Below are 20,960 nucleotides of genomic sequence, written 5' to 3' on the forward strand. Positions count from 1 at the left end.
CCTTGCTAATAGAGTTTTCAAAAATTATGAAGATATTGTCGATAGTGTGTGTGAGGCTTGGAATACCTTTACTGAGAATTCAGAGCGAGTGACAAAATTGTGTTCTAGGGATTGGGCAAGTGTGACCAGTTAATTTTCCAGTTTGGTATTAGTCATGGTGCGAGTGCTTGTACCGGAATAACGTTATCGACTAGCAGTAATGATCAAATTCAGGCTCGTACTATCGAGTGGGGTCATAATGACCTTAATAGTAAACTCATTATCTCACCTCGAGATTATCAATATACGGCGATTATGCCCGATCAGAAAAAAGGCTTAACCTGGAACAGTAACTATGGTTTTGTGGGGATTTCAGTCAGTGATGATCGCTTTATTGCTGAAGGCATTAATGAGAAAGGTTTAAGTGCAGGGCTCTTTTATTTCCGCAATTACGGCTCGCTTTCCAAGTATGACCCAAAGCAAACTGACAATAACATTACGGATATGGATTTTGTACGCTGGATGTTGACTCGATTTGAGACTGTCGCTGAGGTTGAAGCTGCATTAGATAAAATTAAGATTGTCACAGTCTACTTTGACCAGCAGGGTAATCCTTCACCGACTGCGCATTGGCGGGTATCAGATAAGCAGGGCAATAGCATAGTGATTGAAATAATGGATCACGGCAAAATAAATATTCATAAAAATACGGCTAAGGTGCTAACTAACTCGCCAGATTATAATTGGCAAGTGACCAACCTTAATAATTATATCAATCTTCATCCTGGGATAAGTCCACCACAGAAAATTAATGGTGTAGAGGCGCAATCCTTTGGTGTTGGTTCTAACTTTGTGGGCCTTCCGGGTGATATCTCACCGCCATCTCGATTCGTTCGTGCAGCGTTTTACGTCAATAGCAGTCCTGTGTTGAATAACGCTCAGCAGGCGGTGTCACAAGCTTTTCACATTTTGAATAACTTCGATATCCCAATTGGTAGTGAATTTAATGATAAATCCCACATTACTGATCTGCCGAGTGCGACTCAATGGACCTCGGTAATTGATCAGAGCAATGGTTTATTATTTTATAAAACCATGAATGACAGTGCGATAAAACGAGTTGATCTTAAGCAGCTTGATTTTAATGTTAAACAGGAACGCAAACAGCAGCTAGACAGTGGCCAATTTAGCTACCAAGAGGTGAGCGTTAACAACTAACCGCGAATAATGCTGATATCGGGTTTGAGCTTAGATACGGGTAAAAGCTGTTTAAATATAATAACCGACATAGAAAATCGATTAGTTTTTCATGCTTTTTTTTATCGATTACTTCGAATGATATGTCAAAAAATATAGATCGAATGGTCTTAATTACTAGACATATTTATCAGGCTAGGTAGTCTAGGAGTCCTCAAACGGACGGAGGTACAATCATCCATGAACTTGGCAATTCTTTATTATGTTTATGATCCTATGTGTAGCTGGTGCTGGGGTTATAGGCAGACTTGGTTAGGACTGCAATCTAAGTTGCAAGTAGACTTTCCTGAACTCAATATTGAATATAGATTGGGCGGCCTAGCACCAGATAGTGATGAGCCTATGCCTGAAGAGATGCAGCAGTTTTTGGTGCAAACCTGGAGCAAAATTGCTTTGCAATTGGGCACAGCGTTTAATTTTGATTTTTGGCAGCAATGTAAGCCACGTCGTTCGACTTATCCGGCTTGCCGCGCAGCTTTACTGGCTCGAGAATCTGGCCTTGAAAAAGAGATGTTGCTCGCTATTCAACAGGCATATTATTTAGAGGCAAAGAACCCATCTGATGATGCCACTTTAGTTGAACTGGCGAACAAACTTGGGCTTGATAGTACGCAGTTTGCGATAGCGTTGAACAGTGATGAAACCAGGGCGATGTTAGAGGGGGAGCTAAACCGTACAAGGCACTTACCTATTCAAGGTTTCCCATCATTAGTTTTGTTAGTCAATGGCGAGTTATATTCGATTGAAATTGATTATCAAAATAACCAAAGCAGTTACCAGCAGATTGCTGCATTACTTGGCGAATAAACCTATTCAGCACAGCTAACTTGGTCGTCGCTGTCTATGGTCAACTCTAGGACTTTCATATATTGGTCGTGAGTAACGTAACCGCAGCGGCCATTAATGTGCTCCCCAGATGATAGTCGAATGCTGTATGCGTAGTCTCCGTCAGCTTGATCGGTATTGTAATGAATACGCATTGTTTGCGTAGGGGCAATATTATCAAATACTAAGTTATTGCTCGGCAGACTGACTTCGACTCGAGTTAAAATTTGTCCAGACTGATTAATGACCTTAACACTCGGCATAATAAATAGGTAAGTGTGATAGCCGATAAATAAACATATTGTTGAGAAAACCAGAAACAGTAAACCCGTTCGCATCCACTTTCCTTATCCTGACTCTAGGTCAAATTATTTATTCTTAGGTTCGCTAAGTATAGAAAAGGTTTGAGTTATTTCATTTAATTTAGCGGCTAATAATCCCCGCTCAATTAGGTTTAACCGCGAGCGATGGTTAAATCCGAAATATAACCGTGTTCGGTGCTCTTTAAAGCGTGTTTTAGCATGCCTGCAGCTTCATCAGCACTCATAAAGTCGCTGGTATTGGCTTGTTTACCACTGGTAGGCCAAAAATCGGTGGCCATGCCCCCAGGGTAGACAGCAATTAATTTCATTGGACTATTCTTTAGCTCTAAACGTACCGACTCGACCAAGCCTCTGACAGCCCATTTTGCTGCGCAGTAGGTAGACTCTTCGGCTTTAGCGACTAACGCAGCGGTCGACATGACGATGACCACCGTCACAGCTTGGTCTTTATAGCGCTTAACAGCTTCACGTAGTAAGAAAGCTGCTGAGGTAACGTTGTTATTAAGCAGCGTTTGAATAGCCTCAGATGATTGTGTTTCGATGGGGCCAAAATAGCCACTGCCTGCACTATGGATGATCATTGAAGGTGTTTGCGGCAGAGAATCAAACAAGGCCTCAACAGCATTAGCGTTGCATAAATCGGTAGTTTGAGTCAGGCAAGGCTGATTAATAACGGCTGAAATGTGCTGTAAACGTTCGCTATTGCGGCCTGTGATACAAATTGGGCTTTCATCGCCGTATAGTTTGGCGAGCGCTGCGCCTAGTCCGCTACTTGCACCGGTAATGAGTATCATAGGGTTCCTTGTTAAATACTTAAGCTTTTGTATATATGCGTTTATTCTATCTCTAGAATGACTTGCTCAAAGTCGATATGTTGACCATCATCCACCAAAATGGCACTAATGATGCCCGCTTTATCAGCTGTAATATGGTTGCTCATCGTCATGGCTTCGATGGTGCACACGACCTCACCAAGCTTAACGTTTTGGCCGACAGTGCACAGCGGTGTGTGGCTATTTTTATCCGTGAGGTGAACGGTGCCAACCATAGGCGATAGCAGCTGATGTGTGTCGCTATCATCTGCACTGTTTGAGCTCACTGGGCGTGGTATTGCTGGGGCGACACTACTCGCTGGAGCGAGATATGCGTGTGTATTTGACTGCATCGGTACAGGGCTGTGGCGACAAATGCGCACCGACTCTTCACCTTCTTTAATTTCAAGTTCTGCAATATCAGACTCTTGCACTAACTCGATCAGTTTTTTGATTTTACGAATATCCATTAACTAGGTTGACCTTAATGTTTTTCAGTGGCAGTTAAGCGAGCTATAGCGGCTTGCAGTGCAAATTGATATCCCTGAGCGCCTAAGCCACAGATCACACCAATGGCTTTATCGGAAAAGTAAGAGTGGTGACGGAATGGCTCACGGCTGTGCACATTTGATAAATGAACTTCAATAAATGGAATGGCGACTCCAAGCAATGCATCTCTAAGCGCTACACTGGTGTGAGTAAAGGCGGCGGGGTTGATAATCACTATATCGGCATCGCTATTGTGAATAGCTTCAATCAGTAAGTGTTCGGCGTTTGATTGAATATGCTCTAATTGCACTCCGGCTTGAGTTGCACTCTGCTTGAGATCATCGACAATTTGATCCAGTGTATGATGACCATAGTGGCCAGGTTCACGGCGTCCGAGTAAATTTAAATTAGGACCATTAACTAATAAGATTTTTGCTTGGCTGCTCATGACAATTCCCTTGGAATACATTGTTGTGAACGCAGATTAATATGCGCTTATAGCGTTGATTTCAACAAAAAAACTGCTGCTTGTCGAACATTGTAGCTACATAGCCAAACTTTGTGAGTATTTCTCATCTCGACTCACCTCTTTCTACTTTGGCTTAAGGGCTAAAAGTTAGATTTATTTTGTCTGAGGGCTTTCGTCGCCCCTTTCTGTTTTTTTGTATCGACTCGGCGACGTTGGCTACCTTTAGTCGGTTTGGTCGCGATACGTTTTTTCTGCACAGCATTAACGCTGGCCACTAAAACAATAAACTGCTCAAGTGCGGTTTGGCGATTAAAATCCTGACTGCGGCTTTGCTGGCATTTAATGATGATTTTACCGCTTTTGGTAATGCGGTGATCCGCCTTAGCGAGTAAACGTTGCTGGTAATACTCAGGCAAAGAGGAACTTTTGATATCAAAAATAAGTTGTGCAGCCGTAGACACTTTATTGAGGTGCTGGCCTCCTGCGCCACTGGAGCGGATGAATTGCCACTCGAGTTCGCTGTCTTGAATCGATACTGAATTTGATATTTTTATTGTTGCCAAAGCAGTACGCCTATTTTGATGGTTTACCTGACGCGGAACTAGGCGTAGGCTCTTAAATTTCCTTTGCTCAATATTAACAGACTTTTAGCCGAAATAAGGGATGGTCTACTTTTCCTTCGCGGCGAGTTTGCTATTATCAAGCAATCATTACGTCATTATTGAGAATTACGGAGCCGATGTATGCTGTGTAAGATCCCTGATATTGCTAAGGGTGTGATCAGTTTATTTGCCAGTGGTCGCTTATCGACCCAGGATTACGGTCAGATCATGCAACCATTGATTGAGCGTTATCGCGACACAAGCGGTAAGATCTGTATCTATGTAGAAGCCGATGTTTTACTCGAGGGCTGGCAGCAGCAATCGTTAACAGGAAGCGGCGAAGTTCAGTTGCCAAATTTCGATGCCTTAGTGCTTGTCGGTGGTCCTGACTGGTTTGGTAATGCAGTGCGGCTCATGGGGCCATTTATGCAAGGTGAAGTGGCCTGGTATCCATTAGAACAAAAAGAGTTGGCTACACAATGGATCGCTGCTCGTACGGGCAATTAATCTTGGTATAATCGGGCAACATTCATTGCCGTATTTAAATAGAAGGATTTACAGATGTCTTTAACTAAACTGTCAGGGCTGTCATTGGTTTGTGCACTGGTATTTGGACTGAGCGCTTGTGCGCCAGAAGTTGGCAGCGAAGCTTGGTGTAAACAGATGAAAGAAAAGCCATCTGGAGACTGGACGGCTAACGAAGCGGCCGATTACGCTAAACACTGTGTATTTAAATAAATATCAACAGTTTAACCGACTCGCATTGAAAATGAGAGCAAGTTCACTAAGCGCTAGATAATATCTTGTTTACAGTGAACTTTAGTCTATTATGCGAGTCTTAATCGCTACAATACGTTTTTTGTTAGCTTTATAAACCGAATCAATAGGTGAAGTTTGCGTCTATTTAGTCCCCAGTCTCTTTATAAAATGGCAGCTGTGCTGATCGCCGTTGTCCTCCTGCAATTTGCAGGCGGCAATCTTGGCGCGCACCAGTTACATTTAGGGGATCACGAGGAAGAAAGCGCGCCACACCCACATCTCGAATTTATTGCAGATGTTATAACCTCTGCTCAATGTGTAGACTGTACCTGCCCAATTGAACAGCAAGTCGTTAATGTCGATGACACCGCACATAGTCATACAATCAATAAAACCGAATCGAAAAGTTTTGAGTTGTGCCTCGATTGCCCTTGTCACGGCGGTCACGTGACGGCAATGTCATTTGTCTCTATCGTGCCATCAGTACCTGTGAGCGATGAGCTAAATAGTATTAACGAGCAATACCTTCCCCCAGAGCAACTCCCGGATTACCGCCCCCCAATCGTTTAACCCTATAGGGGTTGAAATCGGCTAGGTGATTTTCACCTTCAGCGCTACATACGCTAAGCGCCAACTTCAGCTTCGCTAAATCTTTATTACATTACTGTGTGGATCTTGCTATATCTCGCTTATTGACTCGATATTATTTGTGTCATCTGTGGGGTAAATCATGGGATCCATACTGACTCATATCGATTTACACCCGAGCGCATATTCATGCCATTGACACTACTGCAGCCTACATAGGCTAGGTGTTTTTTATCGCATAGAAGTGATTGCGTTCGGGTTGATAGGATCCACGATGAAAAAAACGATAATTGCCAGCCTGATACTCGGCCTTTTGGCAGGTTCAGTGACTAGGCTGCAAGCTGCGGACACTGATCCTCAATTGCCCGAGTCTATGGCTCAAGCGCAAATTGGCGCCTCTACAAATAACATGGGGCAGTTTAACCATTGGCTTCCTGAGGTTATGCAACGCTTCAATAGTTTGCCAGAAGTGCAGGCTCAAGCTGCGCGCCGCCAACAGGCACAGTTAAACATGGCTGCGTCAGACAAGGCGGTTTATAACCCCGAGCTTGGTTTGGGTTACCAAAATGCCACCGATGACACTTATAGCCTAGATATCAGTCAGACTATCGATTGGGGCGATAAGCGTGGTGTTGCTACCCGTATAGCACAGCTTGAAAGCGAAATTTTACTGTCTACTATCACGCTAGAACGCAATCAGATGCTAGCCGAAAGATTGCAAGCGTTAGCTAATCAAAACCAGGCGCGTAAGGTGCTAGAGTTTCAAAAGCAGCAGTTCAATCGTGCCAAAGAGCAACTCGAAATTGCGCGTCAGCGCACCGAGGTGGGTGATATGTCGAGTGTTGAGTTGCAGTTAATGCAACTCGACGTTGCTAACAGCGCCGCTGATTACGCCTTGGGCGAGCAAGCATCAATTGCAGCAGATGGAGCCGTATTGGCATTGTTTGGTGAATTTGAACTGCCGTTTGAAGATTTTATTAATGCATTAACGCTACAAGCAAGTCGTTTAGAGGTATCACCAGAGCTGCCAGCACTTAAGAGTGCTTATCAACAAGTACTGGTTGCCAAAGTCGCAGTAGAACAAGCAAAGGCTGATGGTAGCGCCGATCCGAGTATTAGCCTTAGCGCAGAGCGTGAAGGTGACGAGAATAAGTTCGGTGTAGGCGTGTCGATCCCTCTACAGATTAGAAATAACTATAGCGAAGCTATTGCTGTTGCTAATCAAGGTATTGTGATTGCAGAGCAAGCCTACCTTGCCGAAGAACGTGTGTTGTTACAGCAACAAAAGCAGTTTTCATTAAGCCTTCCTCGACTCACTGAGCGCTATAAAGATTGGAGTGATTTAGTCCTTACATCAGGTACTAAAGCGGCCAAATCATTGTCACAACAGTGGCAGGCTGGCGACATCAATACTAGCGATTACCTACAAAGCCAAAGACAGATGAGCAGCAGCTATATAGCGGGTCTAACGCTCGAATCAGCCCTGTATGAAAACTGGTTGAACTGGATGGGTGTAAGTGGGCAATTGGAAGGCTACCTCAATAGTCAGCTATCAACTCAAGGTGCCAATGTGGCAGCTCTTGAGCAGAGAAAATAAAGGCTTAGATGATGAAAACGACAAATAATTCAACGGTACAACAAGTGATGCTTAACAATATGAACAGCACTGTAAAATCGAGCGTATTCGGACTAAATGCAATTACTCGTGCAATGAGCTTTGGCTTTTTGATATCACTAACCACGGCGTTTTTATTGCCTACGATTGCAACCGCTGGCGATGACCATGATCACGGTGCTGAAGAGATCATTTTGATGAAAGTACAAGATGATGCTCACGAGCATAACGCCGAAGAAGCCAACGCCCATGGTGACAGCCACGATCACGACGCTGATCAAGCAAATGCACTGGATGACGGTCATGATCACGATGCAGAACAAGAGAACGCACAAGGTGATGGTCATGGTCACGATGCAGAAGAAGCTGAAGAAGAGGCTCATGGTATTAAATTGACCGCTGAGCAAAAGGCATTGGCGGGTATCGAAGTCGCTCAGTTGAGTGAGCAAACTTTTAGTCTAGAAGCTGTCGCTACAGCCACCTTGGTCGTGGATAGAGACAGAACCGTCACTATTGCTCCTCAGGTAGATGTTCGCATATTAAAAAGAAGCGTTGTTCCAGGGCAAGAAGTTAACAAGGGAGATGTACTGCTAACGCTAGGCGGCGTCGCCGTGGCTCAAGCGCAAGCTGACTATATTAATGCCGCAGCAGAGTGGAGCCGAGTGAAGCGCATGAGCGCTAGCGCTGTCAGCGCGAGTCGTCGCCTGCAAGCTCAAGTGGATGCCGAGCTTAAGCGTGCCACGTTAGAAGCGATGAAGATGACGCCAGCGCAGATTAAAGCCTTAGCTAATGCACCAGAAACCATAGGTAGTTATCAGTTGATTGCGCCGATTACAGGTCGTGTTCAGCAAGATATCGCCATGTTAGGCCAAATTATACCGGCAGGTACGGCGCTAATGCAGTTAACGGATGAGTCACACCTTTGGGTAGAAGCTGAGTTGACGCCAGTGCAAGCTGAAAATGTCAGTATTGGCAGCAAAACAGTGGTCAAAGTTGGCGACAAGAGCATGGAAGGCACCATCATTGGTCGTTCACATGAGCTTGATAGCGTCACTCGTACTGAGCAGATCTTAGTGGCCTTTGAAAATGCAGGCCATGTGTTACATGCAGGTCAATTTGCTGAACTGTACCTTCCTGATGCTTCAGAAGGTGGGGTTATTTTACCTGATTCGGCGCTAACACGTAGTAGCGACGGTCACTGGCAGGTGTTCATCGAAGGCGCTGATGGTTTTGAAGCGATAGAGATTGAAGTGGTTGAGCGTCAGCGTGGCATGAACTTGGTGCGCGGTTTGGCGAAAGATGCTCAGGTTGTTGTGTCAGGTGCGTTTCTACTCGCCTCTGAGCAAGCTAAATCTGGTTTCGATATCCACAATCACTAAGAGGCTGCAGCTATGTTACAGAAACTCATAGACGTTGCCGTTCGCAACCGTCTGATGGTAGTGCTTGCGCTAATAGGCTTGGTTATTGCCAGTATCGCTATGCTACCAAAACTCAATTTAGATGCCTTTCCTGACGTAACCAACGTTCAGGTAACGGTTAATACTGCTGCCGAAGGCTTAGCGGCGGAAGAGGTTGAAAAGTTAATCAGTTACCCTGTTGAGTCGGCGATGTATGCCTTGCCTGCGGTGACTGAGGTTCGCTCACTTTCACGTACGGGTTTGTCGATTGTGACTGTGGTATTTGCTGAAGGCACTGATATTTATTTTGCGCGTCAGCAAGTGTTTGAGCAGCTGCAAGCTGCTCGTGAAATGATCCCCGACGGAGTTGGCGTACCTGAAATTGGCCCAAATACGTCAGGTCTTGGACAGATCTATCAGTACATCTTGCGTGCCACACCTGAGTCAGGAGTGAATGCTGCTGAACTGCGTAGTATCAACGACTACATGGTGAAACTTATCATGATGCCTGTGGGCGGCGTGACTGAAGTATTATCGTTTGGTGGTGAGGTACGTCAGTACCAAGTGCAAATAGAACCAAACAAGCTATTGAGCTACGGCTTATCTATGGCGCAGGTCACTAGCGCGTTAGAGAGCAATAACCGCAACGCGGGTGGCTGGTTTATGGATCAGGGCCAGGAGCAATTAGTTGTACGTGGTTATGGTTTATTGCCTGCGGGCGATGCGGGTCTAAAAGCGATTGCACAAATCCCACTGACCGAAGTTGCCGGTACCCCTGTACGTGTGGGTGATATTGCTAAGGTCGATTACGGCAGTGAAATCCGCGTTGGTGCGGTGACAATGACGCGCCGTGACGAAGCGGGAAATACTCAAAATCTGGGTGAAGTGGTTGCAGGTGTTGTACTTAAACGTATGGGTGCGAACACCAAAGAAACGATCGACGATATTAGCGATCGCACTGCAATGATTGAGCAGGCGCTACCTGATGGTGTGTCGTTTGAAGTCTTCTATGATCAAGCAGACCTTGTTAATCAAGCCGTTACTACGGTACGTGACGCGCTATTCATGGCGTTTATCTTTATCGTGGTGATCTTGGCGCTGTTCTTAGTCAACATCCGCGCGACCATGTTGGTACTACTGTCTATTCCTGTTTCTATCGGTCTTGCACTGTTAGTGATGTCTTACTTTGGTATGTCAGCAAACTTGATGTCGCTAGGTGGCTTAGCGGTTGCCATTGGTATGCTGGTGGATGGCTCGGTGGTGATGGTAGAGAATATCTTCAAGCATCTCACTCAACCCGATAAACGCCACTTACTAAACGCTCAAAAGCGCGCTTCTGGTGAGGTAGATCCTTACCATAGCGATGAAGATGGCACTAAAAATAGCGTTCATGATGAATCTAGCGGTGGTATCGCTATGCGCGTCATGCTGGCGGCTAAAGAGGTATGTAGCCCAATTTTCTTCGCGACCGCGATCATCATCGTGGTGTTTGCACCCTTGTTTGCCCTTGAAGGTGTTGAGGGTAAGTTATTCCAGCCGATGGCGGTGAGTATTATTCTTGCGATGATCTCGGCATTGTTAGTTGCCTTGATTGCGGTACCTGCGCTTGCGGTATATCTATTTAAACGCGGCGTTGTGCTACGAGAAAGTGCGGTGCTTAAGCCGATTGAGTCCGTTTACCGTAAACTATTAAGCATAACCATGGCACACCCTAAAGTGTTGGTGATTGCATCTGCTGTCATGTTTGCCATGAGCATGATGTTATTGCCAAGGTTAGGGACAGAGTTTGTACCTGAACTTGAAGAGGGCACCATTAATCTGCGTGTCACCCTTGCTCCTACGGCAAGCCTTAGCACATCACTGGATGTTGCCCCAAAGCTTGAGGCGATTCTGCTTGAATTCCCTGAAGTGGATTACGCCCTAAGCCGTATTGGTGCTGCTGAGTTAGGTGGCGACCCTGAACCTGTTAACAACATCGAGATCTATATCGGATTGAAACCGGTTGATGAATGGGTAAGCGCGGAAAATCGCTTTGAACTGCAACGTAAGATGGAAGAAAAACTTAACGTCTATCCAGGGTTACTGTTTACCTTCTCCCAGCCCATTGCGACTCGCGTCGATGAACTGTTGTCAGGTGTTAAAGCCCAGCTAGCGATTAAGATTTTTGGACCCGACTTAGATGTATTATCTGAGCGCGGCCAAGTGCTGACCGATTTAGTCTCACAGATCCCAGGTGCGGTAGACGTATCACTGGAGCAGGTCAGTGGTGAGGCGCAATTAGTTGTTCGCCCTAAGCGTGATCAACTGGCTCGCTATGGCATTAGTGTTGATGAAATCATGGCGCTGGTTAGCCAGGGTATTGGTGGCGGGAGTGCAGGCCAAGTTATCGATGGTAATGCGCGTTACGATATTTACGTGCGTTTAGCTGAGCAATATCGTAGCTCTCCAGATGTGTTAGAAAACTTGCTATTGACGGGCGTCAGCGGTGCTACGGTTCGTCTTGGTGAAGTCGCCGATGTTGTGATTGAGATGGCACCACCTAACATTCGTCGTGATGATGTTCAGCGCCGCGTTGTGGTGCAGGCTAACGTTTCTGATCGTGACATGGGCTCAGTGGTCAATGATATTTACGCCATCGTGCCTCAGGCTGAACTTCCACCGGGTTACACAGTAGTTGTGGGCGGTCAGTATGAGAACCAGCAGCGTGCTCAGCAAAAGTTAATGTTGGTCGTACCTATCTCTATCGGTTTGATTGCACTGCTACTGTATTTCTCTTTTGGCTCAGTAAAGCAAGTTGGCTTGATTATGGCCAACGTACCGCTGGCCTTAATTGGTGGTGTGGTTGCACTGTTTGTCAGCGGCACTTATCTGTCGGTGCCTAGCTCTATTGGTTTTATCACCTTGTTTGGGGTGGCGGTGCTAAACGGAGTGGTATTGGTCGACTCTATTAATCAACGTCGAGCCAGCGTTAAAGAAGAGACCGACGAGACGCTCTATGATGCGGTTTATGAAGGCACGGTAGGGCGTTTACGCCCAGTACTGATGACGGCACTAACCTCAGCATTAGGCCTTATTCCAATCCTGATTTCGTCAGGAGTAGGAAGTGAGATCCAGCAGCCGCTAGCCGTGGTGATTATCGGTGGTCTCTTTAGTTCGACAGCGCTGACCTTATTAGTATTACCGACGCTTTACCGTTGGTTATATCAAGGGCGCAAGTAATACCTTTGAATATCTGGTGCTCATTGCAGCACCGATATTCAAGCAAGTTTAATCTTTTGAACCTCCATTATGGATAATGGAGAAGGCTTGAGAAATAACGCTGACGCATTAGTCTGCCATCAGCGTTATCTCTTGCTTTTTAGCTACGGTTTGCAAGTTGTTAATACAGCGATTTAGTTATTAAGGGGCGAGTCATATGAAATGTTTTTATTCCATAATGATGCTTGCGGTTATGCCTAACCACCTTAATGAATAAAGTGCCAGCATGGCTGGCATATTTAGTACGCGGAGCGGGATCGCTCCGCATTTTCTAGGCTGTTTATGCTTATGTGGATGATTGTGTTGATTTCATGTGTAGACAGATTCTAATAGCATATACACGATGTTAAGTGATAGGCGGTATCATGGCTGATACTCTTTTTAAATTGCAGAGACTTATATGTGAACAGCAAAAGAGAGGCTTGGCAAATAGCTGAAAGTGAGTCTTCTACATTACGTTTTAGGACGGTTAACTAGAATCAAATTGCGTCTCAAATACTCGTTTACAGTCGAACACTCAAGAGTTGAGCTATTGGCCCGCAGAGCGACTCCCCTTTAAAGGCTCTACTTTAAAACTATTCTTCAAAGGCTACCTTTTAAAGACTCCGATTCAAAAATATCCTTTAAATTCCTCTTAAAAAACTACCCATCAAAAATCCCCTCTGTAAAACCTACTGTAGCGATCATTATTTAGCTTACGCTGATGATAGCGCTGTAATCTCAACTATCTTTTATGGAGTGAGCCAAAATGCATTTATAGAGTGAATCAAAGTGGGTTGACTTAGTTTATGCATTCTAAAGTAACCATCGCCATAGGGAGATAAGGGATGTTAGCGAGCCGATTGTGGAAGATCACCGGGCTAGGCGTACGCCGATTTGTAGGCTTGAGCTTGTTTGTTGCATCGATGGCGACGGCAAATCCTTGGGAAGCCGTGGGTACCACTTATGGTACTCAAGCCAGTGCCATTGGCAGTTATGCCAATGGGTGTTTGAAGGGGGCTCAAGCGCTGCCACTGGTTGGCAAAGGTTATCAGGTTATTCGTACCGCAAGACAGCGTTATTATGGTCACCCCAGTCTGATACGATTTATAGAGGGTTATGCTACCAAGCTTAATCAGCAAGGCTTCAGTGATATTTTGGTCGCCGACATGTCGATGCCAAGGGGCGGCAATTTTACTAAGGGACATAGCAGTCATCAGATAGGGCTAGATGTTGATATTTGGTTGAAGCAAACGAGTCAGCCGTTAACAGAGGCTGAGCGTGAGCAGCCTACCCCCCTTAAATTGGTCAATAAGAAGCAGTTCAAACTTGATACTCAGGTATGGTCTAAGGCGCATACTCAAATGCTAAAGCTGGCCTCAGAAGATGAACGTGTTGCAAGGATATTTGTCAGCCCCGTGATTAAGCAACACCTTTGTGATCTGCGCTTAGCTAATGATTCCTGGCTGAATAAGGTTCGTCCTTGGTGGGGCCATACCTATCATATGCACGTTAGACTGAGTTGCCCTGATGATAACCCTTTTTGCCGAGATCAAGCGGCGATCCCCAGCGGCAATGGCTGTGGTGAGCTGGGCTGGTGGAAACAACAGTTGACTCAAACTCAGGTTGAAAAACCGAAACCGCTTGCGTCTAAATCAACTGCGACAGCAGAAGCTAAGCCAAAAAGCAAAAAAGCTAAGGTTAAACCTAAGCAGTGTTCGGTGATGGTCGCGGCAAAGTAGTAGTGATTTAATATGTTAATTTGCCCGTAAAAAGCCCCTCGCAGTTATCCGCAAAGGGCTTTTTAATGCGCTTAATCTTCTAAGCCATCACTGAAGTGCTTAAACCTTATGCTGCCGATAACGCTAGGCGCAACATAATTTAATGATTGAGCGCATAGCCGCCTTTAAGGTGCGAGATCTGCTCGAAGCCTAATCTTTGCATCGCTTGTGCAGCGATCATCGAGCGGCTACCGCTGCGACATACCAGTACCCAAGGTTTGTCTTTTTGGTATTGATGTTCTTGAATAAACTGTACTAGCCGAGTCAAAGGCACATTTTTATTTGAGCCATCGGCATGGTTGAGAGCATATTCATGGGGCTCGCGGATATCGATTATCCGTACCTGACTATCATTATGCATCGCTGCCGCTAGGCTATTGGAGTCATATTCTTTGATGGCAGACTTATCACAGCTGCCCACGTAGGCACCGCACATAATTTCTGTCCCCACTTCATCATTTAGGTGGCTATCGAGCTGCGCTTTACGCACCACAAAGTCCGCTTCAGATATTTGCTGCGTTAATACCGCGTTAAGCAGCGAATTACGCATCATCTCTGCGCTGAGATTGGTGGTGAACTCATTATTGTAGTCATGGCTTGCGCAAATGAGCGTATCGGGACTGAGGCTGTTATTGAGTCGTTTTAGGCTGCTAAACAGCGCCGAACTTGAGCTCGAATCAAAATTGGTTCGACCTAGACTTCCCATTAAAATCGTGTCGCCAGTAAAAGCATACTGAACCTGCAGTTGCTCACCTTGCTCACCTTGCTCAGCTGCACAGAGGAGTAAGCTTATGCTATCGCTGGTGTGACCCGGAGTCGGCACTTTTATTAATTGCTGTGAGCCAATCGTAATCGCCTCATACTCCCCGCCAAATTGCTCGATGGTTTGGCTCTGATAAGGCCAGCCTAAAATATCGCTATCTTGCTCGGCTAAGTAACGGTTAGCTAAGACTTCACGCCCAGACACATGATCGGCATGTCCGTGGGTGTCGATAATCGCAACAGGGGTGAGTTGCTGGCATTGCAGCAGTGTATCAAGTCGGCATTGCAGCTCTGGGAGCGGGTCAATAATGATTGCTTGTTTACTAACTTTATCAGCATAAACCCAAGTGCAACTAGCGCCAGAACGCAGCTGTAATAAGCCATCTAACTCGGCTTTGTCTGTCGTATCATTCGCGATGTCGACAACTAAGCAGCTTTGGGTTAAGGCTTGAGAGGCCATTTTGATGCGCTCACAAGCAGTGTCTACATCAGCTTGGGTCATGGCTGGCCCGAAAGACATTCGAATGGCAGACTCGCTTTGCCAAGCAGGTAACCCCATGGCATCGAGTACAAAGCTGCGGGTGACCTTAGAACTGCAGGCTGAGCCTGAGCTGACACGAATATTAGCGGCATCAAAGAGGTCCATGATCTCTTTGCTACTGAAGTTAGGTACGGCAAAGTTAATTGTCGTTGGCACACTATGTTCAAAACTATTATTAAACACCACCTGCGGAAAACACTGAGTCAAGGTATCTGCAAGCTGCTGTCTGTAGTTGTGTAGTGCCTCGTTGTTACTAAACGCAGAGTGTTGGTTAGGTAGTAGCATCTTAAATATCACGTCAAGTGCGGCCATCCCTGGTAGGTTCTCAGTGCCTGAGCGTAAACCACTTTCTTGGCCTCCTCCTGCAATAAAAGGCGTGAAAGGTGCACCTTCTCGGATATAAACAAAACCTATCCCCTTTGGTGCGTAGAGCTTATGGCCGCTAAATGGCGCGTAATCAATGCTTGTTTGTTCAAGATTGAGTGCCGTTTTACCTAGGGCTTGCACACAGTCGACCATCCAAAATATAGCAGGATTACTGCTACGGATAGTGTGCTCTAACTGTTGTAGGTCTTGAAATACGCCAGTCTCATTATTAACAGCCATGGTACAAATCATCAGCGCACTGGGAGCTTGTTGGCGAATAACATCATGATCGAGTAGGCCAAAACGATCGACTGGAATAGCTTTTACCTCAGCTGGTATATCTAGCACCTTAAGCCAATGTTTGAGAGATTCGGGCACCGCTTTATGCTCGGTGGCGCCATAGAGTACGCTGTAGCTTTTCCCCGCTTGTATCTGAGTCTTCGCCGCAATCAGCGCTGAAAGGATCGAGGTTTGGATCCCTTCTGTTGCACCACTGGTAAAGATGAGCTTACCCGCACCACTACCGAGTAACTGTTGCGCGTGTTGACGGGTTTGCTCCATCAGATTTTTGGCTTTTAGGCCTGTGATATGGCTGCTACTTGGATTACCAAACAAGGTTTCCATGGCTGATAGCGCAGCGGCTGCAGCTTCAGGTAAGACTGGTGTAGTGGCATTAGCGTCAAGATAGATTTGAGTTAACTCATTTAGTTTATTCATTATTCATGGCTCTTATTTTTATAATTGTGCCGTTAAAATACTGTTATTCTTTTTTGGTATAACTAATTCTGTTTGGCTATATTAGCAGCTTGGTAATAATGATCAAGATCACAAATTTGACAGCTTGAGTTATGGCTAATGTGAAGAGAAGAGCTTATCGCTAATAAAAAAAGCGCCCGATTGGGCGCTTGTTAGAATTGATGAGAGTTCGGGCTTGAGACGACACGCTTACTCATTGATATTCGCTTTTACCTGTTCGATAAGGTTTGCCCATTGAGGGTAGTCAGCTAAGGCTTGAGTTAGCTCGCCCCAAGGTGCCATCACTTTTTGTTGATAAGCAATAGAGTCGCTGTGGCCGTTCTTTAATAGATAAAGGTAGTAAAACGCAGATGCCCGATAGTTTGCCGCGCAGTGCACTAAGATCTGCTTACCTTGATTAGCCTCCATGATGCTAAAGAAGCGGCCAACATCATCTATTGTTGGGTTTTGCCAATCAACATTAATTCCTTCATAGTCCATACCAGCTTGAGTGACCAGCTCAGCTTCATTGGAGTACCCGTTAGGGTTTTCTGTTGGGATTAAGTTGATCACCAGCTCGATACCTGATGCTTTTAGCGCTGAAAATTCAGACTTCTTAGGTAGACCGGACGTTATGACCTTGCCATCATTAAATTGTATCGCTTTTATTTGTTGTAGCTCGTCAGGCGTGATGGAAGCCATAGCGAATGGGCTGAGAAAGCTAAGTTGCAAAACAATGAGTAAACTGACAAAGCGCATTATTCTATCCTTGAAATATTGATACTGACTGCTATTAAACCTTAACTTTAATGACCACTTTTCTCACCTTATTTGCGTTAGCACCAGTGCCTGGCATATGGATATCACCAGGGAAAAACAAGGCAAACATACCTGCTTTTAGTGGAATAAAAGCGGCGTCATCTTTATTCGATTCATAATCAAAATTAGCGTAGTCGTGTTCGCCATAGTATGGCTTCGACGGGGTTTGGTTAGCTAAAGGTAGGTAACCAAACTCCTCTTCGCCACTCACTACATATTGCACATCAATATACTGCTGGTGGACTTCAAATGCTTCAAGTTCTTTAGGCTGGGTCTGGTAATCATTAATGATAACAAACAAGTTCTTGCCTTCGAGTTCATATTTACCTACTTCAAGCAGGCTAAAATCGGTCGTTGCAAGATGCTCAAGGGCTTTAGCAATTTGTGGGTTAATCGCAGCATAGATGTCGCGGTTCGCTAACGTATCAACAATCATGATGTTTGCTCGCAGTGGTCGAATCTGACCAATTAATTAGTTAGACAAAAGCACGCCAATAGACGCACCGTTTATAGGGCGAAGTGTAACGCTAACTTAAGTTAGGCGATACAAGATAATACTTCCTGTTGCGTCGATTAAGCATCAAGTTTAGGGTATGACGTAGACTGATTGAAACTGAAAATAATTAACCGAATAAGGATGAGTGTGTCTGCATTACGATTTATCGCCGGGCCAAAGGCTTTTAACACTCTGAGCGAGAATGGATTTAAACCTGAACTGTTTTCACGCTTGCTGGCAGCCTCGGGAGGGCCTAAGTGGATCGGTATTGCTGGGCTCGACCGCTATCTTTTTACCGAGTTCTTTAAAGACTTAAATCAGCCGCTGCATACTCTCGGCGCTTCATCGGGGGCGTGGCGACTGGCATGTCTAGCGCAAGCTAATCCGCAATCAGCTTATGACCGATTAGAAGCGCTTTACATTGGTCAGCGTTACGATACTAAACCGACAGCAAAAGAGGTCTCTACTCAGGTTGCAGGCATTATAGAGGGATTATTGGGGAGTCGCGGTGCGGTTGAGATTGCTGGACATGAACAGATCAATAGCCATTACATTGCGTGTCAGGCAAGGCACCTTAACCAGATGGGTGGACGTGGACCATTAGCTTTGGGGCTAGCGACTGCTGCCATGACCAATTTTGTTAATCGAAAGAGCCTATCTTGGCACTTTAAGCGCTGCGTTTTTGGTGTTGATAAAAAGTGCTCCCCTTATGCCGACCTTAACGATCTGCCGAGTCAGTTTTACTCGTTATCAGAAGCTAATATGCATCAAGTCTTGTTAGCGACAGGCTCTATCCCTTTGGTGCTGTCTCCGGTTACCCAAATTGAGGGGGCGCCCAAAGGGCACTATTACGATGGTGGCATTACTGATTATCACTTTGACTTGCCCTTACAACAGAGTTCAGGCCTTACTTTATACCCACATTTCTACCCTAACATGTCACCGGGCTGGTTTGATAAGTCCTTGTCTTGGCGGTTGGCGAAAGCCAATTATGACAATGCACTTATCTTGGCTCCCACTCAGAATTACTTGCAGGGTTTGCCCTATGGCAAGTTACCCGATAGAGAAGACTTTAAGTACTTAGACACTGATAGCCGAATTAAGTATTGGCGTCAATCCGTGGCGATTAGCCAAGTATTAGCTGATGATTTAGCTGATGTTATAGCTAAAGGGACCTTACTACAGCGGATTGAGAGGTTATAGCCTATCTGCATGTTTGTGTAATAAAGCCCATCGTTTTCCTGTCTATTAGGTAGGGAGAGCTTGGTGTTGTGTGCTGGCTGAAATTTGTTCAGCTGCTACACTTTAGCTTTATTGACATAAGTCAAAATACTGTGGCCTACCTATTAAAGGGGGGAGGTTATTATGCAGACACAAGAAATGGCGTTATTAACCCATGACACCTTGTTGTTACCCGAAGGGCGTTTGGAGATCCGTGTGATCGATCCACGCTATCTGAGCATGATCGCTGAGATCCTCAAAGGTCATTACCCGCTTGTTTTTGGAGTGGGGAGGGAAAATAGTAGCTTACCTTGCTATGAGACGGCGACTCAATGTGAAGTGATCGATTTTAATCTGCTTGATGATGACTCTTTAGGTTTAGTGATTGAGGGTAAGCAAAGAGTGAGAGTACTGTCGGCTGCGCAACGAAAAGATGGTATTTGGATCAGTCGCGTACTACGTAGCAATAATTGGCAACATGAGCCCATTTATGGTGAGTTTGAGTTAATTAGCGCCGCCCTAGAGCAGTTTTATGAAGTTAACCCGGATCTATTTGGTTTGTATGAAAATGACGTCCACCTTGAAGATGCGTCTTGGGTGAGTCAGCGCTGGTTAGAGGTGCTGCCTCTTTATAATCAAGACAAGCTGCGCTTACTTGACCAGCCAAATTGCCACAAGACAATGAATTTTGTGCTGGAGTTAATTAAATCCCATGCTAGAGATAATCAGCACTCTTAAGTCATTTTGATAATAGGCACTTTTTAGTCGATTTTGATAATAGACTGCTATTTGCTAAAGTAGCGCCACTTTTATTATGCATACCTCTATATTTTGAGTCTTATGAGCTCCTCTGTTCGCGCTACCCAAGCCTCCTATGTGGTGTTACCGGAAACAGTAACCGATAAACCCACAGTGTTTAGCTTCCTCATTAGTCAGTTTCCCACAATCGCCAAAGCCGTGTGGCAAGCACGTATTGTTGAGGGAAAAGTGCATTGGCGCGATGGCACGCCCATTACTCTAGATACGCCTTTTGCCCCTCGCGAACGGGTCTATTATTACCGTGAAGTAGAGTGCGAATCTATCATCCCCTTTAAAGAACAGGTTTTACTACAGACGAATGCGTTTATGCTGGTATTTAAGCCTCATTTTTTAGCGGTGAACCCGAGTGGTAACTTCGTTAATGAGTGTTTGGTTAACAGGTTGCGGATAAAGACCGGGAACCAAGAGATAGTGGCGGCTCATCGCCTAGATAGAGCGACAGCGGGCGTGATGCTGCTAAGCTTAAATAGCGATACTCGACATGACTACCATGAGTTATTTAAGCGTGGCGAGATCTGCAAAACTTATCAAGCGATAGCGCCCTTAAATGCTGAGGTTAACTCACTGATAACCCAAGGCGCATTAAGTCTTCCTATGGCATGGACGGTTAAAAACCGTTTGCAGAAAACGGTTCCAAGTTTTCTGATGTGCATTAGCGAAGGTGAGGCCAATAGTCACTCTACGATCCGCTTAATAGAAGTGCATAATGGTTTTGGCCTGTTTGAGCTTGAGCCTATCACCGGAAAAACCCACCAACTAAGGCTACATATGATGAGTCTCGGTATGCCACTTTTAAACGACAGACTTTACCCAGAATTACTCGATAAAGCGGCCGATGATTTTGCGGCGCCGCTGAAATTGATGGCGAAGCGCTTATGCTTCACCGATCCCATCACTCACGAGCATATCGATGTGAGTTGCGAAGGTTTTAACCTGCAAAATGAAGTACAAAATCTATAGCTGTTTTACGAACTTATTGATTGGCACGCTCTTGCTAGAACCTAGAACCTAGAACCTAGAACCTAGAACCTAGAACCTAGAACCTAGAACCTAGAACCTAGAACCTAG

The 20,960-nt window shown here is 45.3% G+C and carries 20 protein-coding genes; 12 read left to right on the top strand and 8 right to left on the bottom strand.

What is annotated here, in order from left to right; translation table 11 throughout:
• Window positions 1–111: 111 nt before the first annotated feature.
• Window positions 112–1,197 carry a linear amide C-N hydrolase gene (locus ACVBIK_RS19790; protein WP_447170350.1) on the top strand — a complete coding sequence of 362 codons (1,086 nt, stop codon included), beginning with the start codon at window positions 112–114 and terminating at the stop codon, window positions 1,195–1,197.
• Window positions 1,198–1,416: 219 nt separating this feature from the next.
• Window positions 1,417–2,043: a DsbA family protein gene (locus tag ACVBIK_RS19795; protein ID WP_447164553.1), complete on the top strand. Its 627-nt coding sequence runs from the start codon at window positions 1,417–1,419 to the stop codon at window positions 2,041–2,043.
• Between the two features lie 2 nt (window positions 2,044–2,045).
• Here the strand turns inward: ACVBIK_RS19795 and ACVBIK_RS19800 are convergent, their stop codons facing one another.
• The 5 genes from ACVBIK_RS19800 to arfB form a co-directional block, all read right to left on the bottom strand.
• Complete coding sequence (locus ACVBIK_RS19800; RefSeq protein WP_447164554.1) at window positions 2,046–2,399, bottom strand: hypothetical protein; 354 nt, start codon at window positions 2,397–2,399, stop codon at window positions 2,046–2,048.
• Window positions 2,400–2,515: 116 nt separating this feature from the next.
• Window positions 2,516–3,178: an SDR family NAD(P)-dependent oxidoreductase gene (locus tag ACVBIK_RS19805; RefSeq protein WP_447162358.1), complete on the bottom strand. Its 663-nt coding sequence runs from the start codon at window positions 3,176–3,178 to the stop codon at window positions 2,516–2,518.
• A 41-nt stretch (window positions 3,179–3,219) separates the two neighbouring features.
• On the bottom strand, window positions 3,220–3,666 hold the full coding sequence (accB, locus tag ACVBIK_RS19810) for an acetyl-CoA carboxylase biotin carboxyl carrier protein (RefSeq protein WP_447162359.1): 447 nt from the start codon (window positions 3,664–3,666) through the stop codon (window positions 3,220–3,222).
• A 14-nt stretch (window positions 3,667–3,680) separates the two neighbouring features.
• Window positions 3,681–4,133 carry a type II 3-dehydroquinate dehydratase gene (gene aroQ, locus ACVBIK_RS19815; RefSeq protein WP_447164557.1) on the bottom strand — a complete coding sequence of 151 codons (453 nt, stop codon included), beginning with the start codon at window positions 4,131–4,133 and terminating at the stop codon, window positions 3,681–3,683.
• A gap of 161 nt (window positions 4,134–4,294) precedes the next feature.
• A complete protein-coding gene (arfB, locus tag ACVBIK_RS19820; protein ID WP_447162361.1) occupies window positions 4,295–4,717 on the bottom strand; it encodes an alternative ribosome rescue aminoacyl-tRNA hydrolase ArfB in 423 nt (140 codons plus the stop codon).
• Window positions 4,718–4,897: 180 nt separating this feature from the next.
• Here arfB and ACVBIK_RS19825 point away from each other — a divergent pair, with 180 nt between their 5' ends.
• The 7 genes from ACVBIK_RS19825 (at window position 4,898) to mepA (ending at window position 14,094) form a co-directional block, all read left to right on the top strand.
• The gene (locus tag ACVBIK_RS19825; protein ID WP_447162362.1) at window positions 4,898–5,263 is read left to right on the top strand and encodes an STAS/SEC14 domain-containing protein; all 366 of its coding nucleotides are present in this window, start codon (window positions 4,898–4,900) and stop codon (window positions 5,261–5,263) included.
• 54 nt (window positions 5,264–5,317) lie between these two features.
• Window positions 5,318–5,494, top strand: coding sequence for a DUF3012 domain-containing protein (locus ACVBIK_RS19830; protein WP_447162363.1), 177 nt, complete (start codon window positions 5,318–5,320; stop codon window positions 5,492–5,494).
• 189 nt (window positions 5,495–5,683) lie between these two features.
• Window positions 5,684–6,085: a hypothetical protein gene (locus ACVBIK_RS19835; protein WP_447162382.1), complete on the top strand. Its 402-nt coding sequence runs from the start codon at window positions 5,684–5,686 to the stop codon at window positions 6,083–6,085.
• Window positions 6,086–6,377: 292 nt separating this feature from the next.
• Window positions 6,378–7,700: a TolC family protein gene (locus ACVBIK_RS19840; protein WP_447170351.1), complete on the top strand. Its 1,323-nt coding sequence runs from the start codon at window positions 6,378–6,380 to the stop codon at window positions 7,698–7,700.
• A gap of 11 nt (window positions 7,701–7,711) precedes the next feature.
• Complete coding sequence (locus ACVBIK_RS19845; RefSeq protein ID WP_447162365.1) at window positions 7,712–9,097, top strand: efflux RND transporter periplasmic adaptor subunit; 1,386 nt, start codon at window positions 7,712–7,714, stop codon at window positions 9,095–9,097.
• A 12-nt stretch (window positions 9,098–9,109) separates the two neighbouring features.
• Complete coding sequence (locus tag ACVBIK_RS19850) at window positions 9,110–12,334, top strand: efflux RND transporter permease subunit (protein ID WP_447162366.1); 3,225 nt, start codon at window positions 9,110–9,112, stop codon at window positions 12,332–12,334.
• 866 nt (window positions 12,335–13,200) lie between these two features.
• Entirely contained in the window at window positions 13,201–14,094 is an 894-nt protein-coding gene (gene mepA / locus ACVBIK_RS19855) for a penicillin-insensitive murein endopeptidase (protein ID WP_447170352.1), read from the top strand.
• Window positions 14,095–14,233: 139 nt separating this feature from the next.
• Here the strand turns inward: mepA and ACVBIK_RS19860 are convergent, their stop codons facing one another.
• The 3 genes from ACVBIK_RS19860 to ACVBIK_RS19870 all read right to left on the bottom strand — a co-directional run bounded on the left by ACVBIK_RS19860 (window position 14,234) and on the right by ACVBIK_RS19870 (window position 17,792).
• Window positions 14,234–16,519: an aminotransferase class V-fold PLP-dependent enzyme gene (locus ACVBIK_RS19860; RefSeq protein ID WP_447170353.1), complete on the bottom strand. Its 2,286-nt coding sequence runs from the start codon at window positions 16,517–16,519 to the stop codon at window positions 14,234–14,236.
• Window positions 16,520–16,747: 228 nt separating this feature from the next.
• The gene (locus ACVBIK_RS19865) at window positions 16,748–17,296 is read right to left on the bottom strand and encodes a protein tyrosine phosphatase family protein (RefSeq protein ID WP_447170354.1); all 549 of its coding nucleotides are present in this window, start codon (window positions 17,294–17,296) and stop codon (window positions 16,748–16,750) included.
• A 34-nt stretch (window positions 17,297–17,330) separates the two neighbouring features.
• Window positions 17,331–17,792 (bottom strand): YhcH/YjgK/YiaL family protein, encoded by a 462-nt coding sequence (locus ACVBIK_RS19870; RefSeq protein ID WP_447170355.1) that lies wholly within the window; start codon window positions 17,790–17,792, stop codon window positions 17,331–17,333.
• 207 nt (window positions 17,793–17,999) lie between these two features.
• Here ACVBIK_RS19870 and ACVBIK_RS19875 point away from each other — a divergent pair, with 207 nt between their 5' ends.
• The 3 genes from ACVBIK_RS19875 (at window position 18,000) to ACVBIK_RS19885 (ending at window position 20,852) form a co-directional block, all read left to right on the top strand.
• A complete protein-coding gene (locus ACVBIK_RS19875; RefSeq protein ID WP_447162371.1) occupies window positions 18,000–19,055 on the top strand; it encodes an alpha/beta hydrolase in 1,056 nt (351 codons plus the stop codon).
• A 162-nt stretch (window positions 19,056–19,217) separates the two neighbouring features.
• Window positions 19,218–19,811 carry an LON peptidase substrate-binding domain-containing protein gene (locus ACVBIK_RS19880; RefSeq protein WP_447164563.1) on the top strand — a complete coding sequence of 198 codons (594 nt, stop codon included), beginning with the start codon at window positions 19,218–19,220 and terminating at the stop codon, window positions 19,809–19,811.
• A gap of 102 nt (window positions 19,812–19,913) precedes the next feature.
• Window positions 19,914–20,852 carry a pseudouridine synthase gene (locus tag ACVBIK_RS19885; RefSeq protein WP_447170356.1) on the top strand — a complete coding sequence of 313 codons (939 nt, stop codon included), beginning with the start codon at window positions 19,914–19,916 and terminating at the stop codon, window positions 20,850–20,852.
• Window positions 20,853–20,960: the final 108 nt, after the last annotated feature.

The sequence above is a fragment of the Shewanella sp. 125m-1 genome, assembly GCF_052977065.1.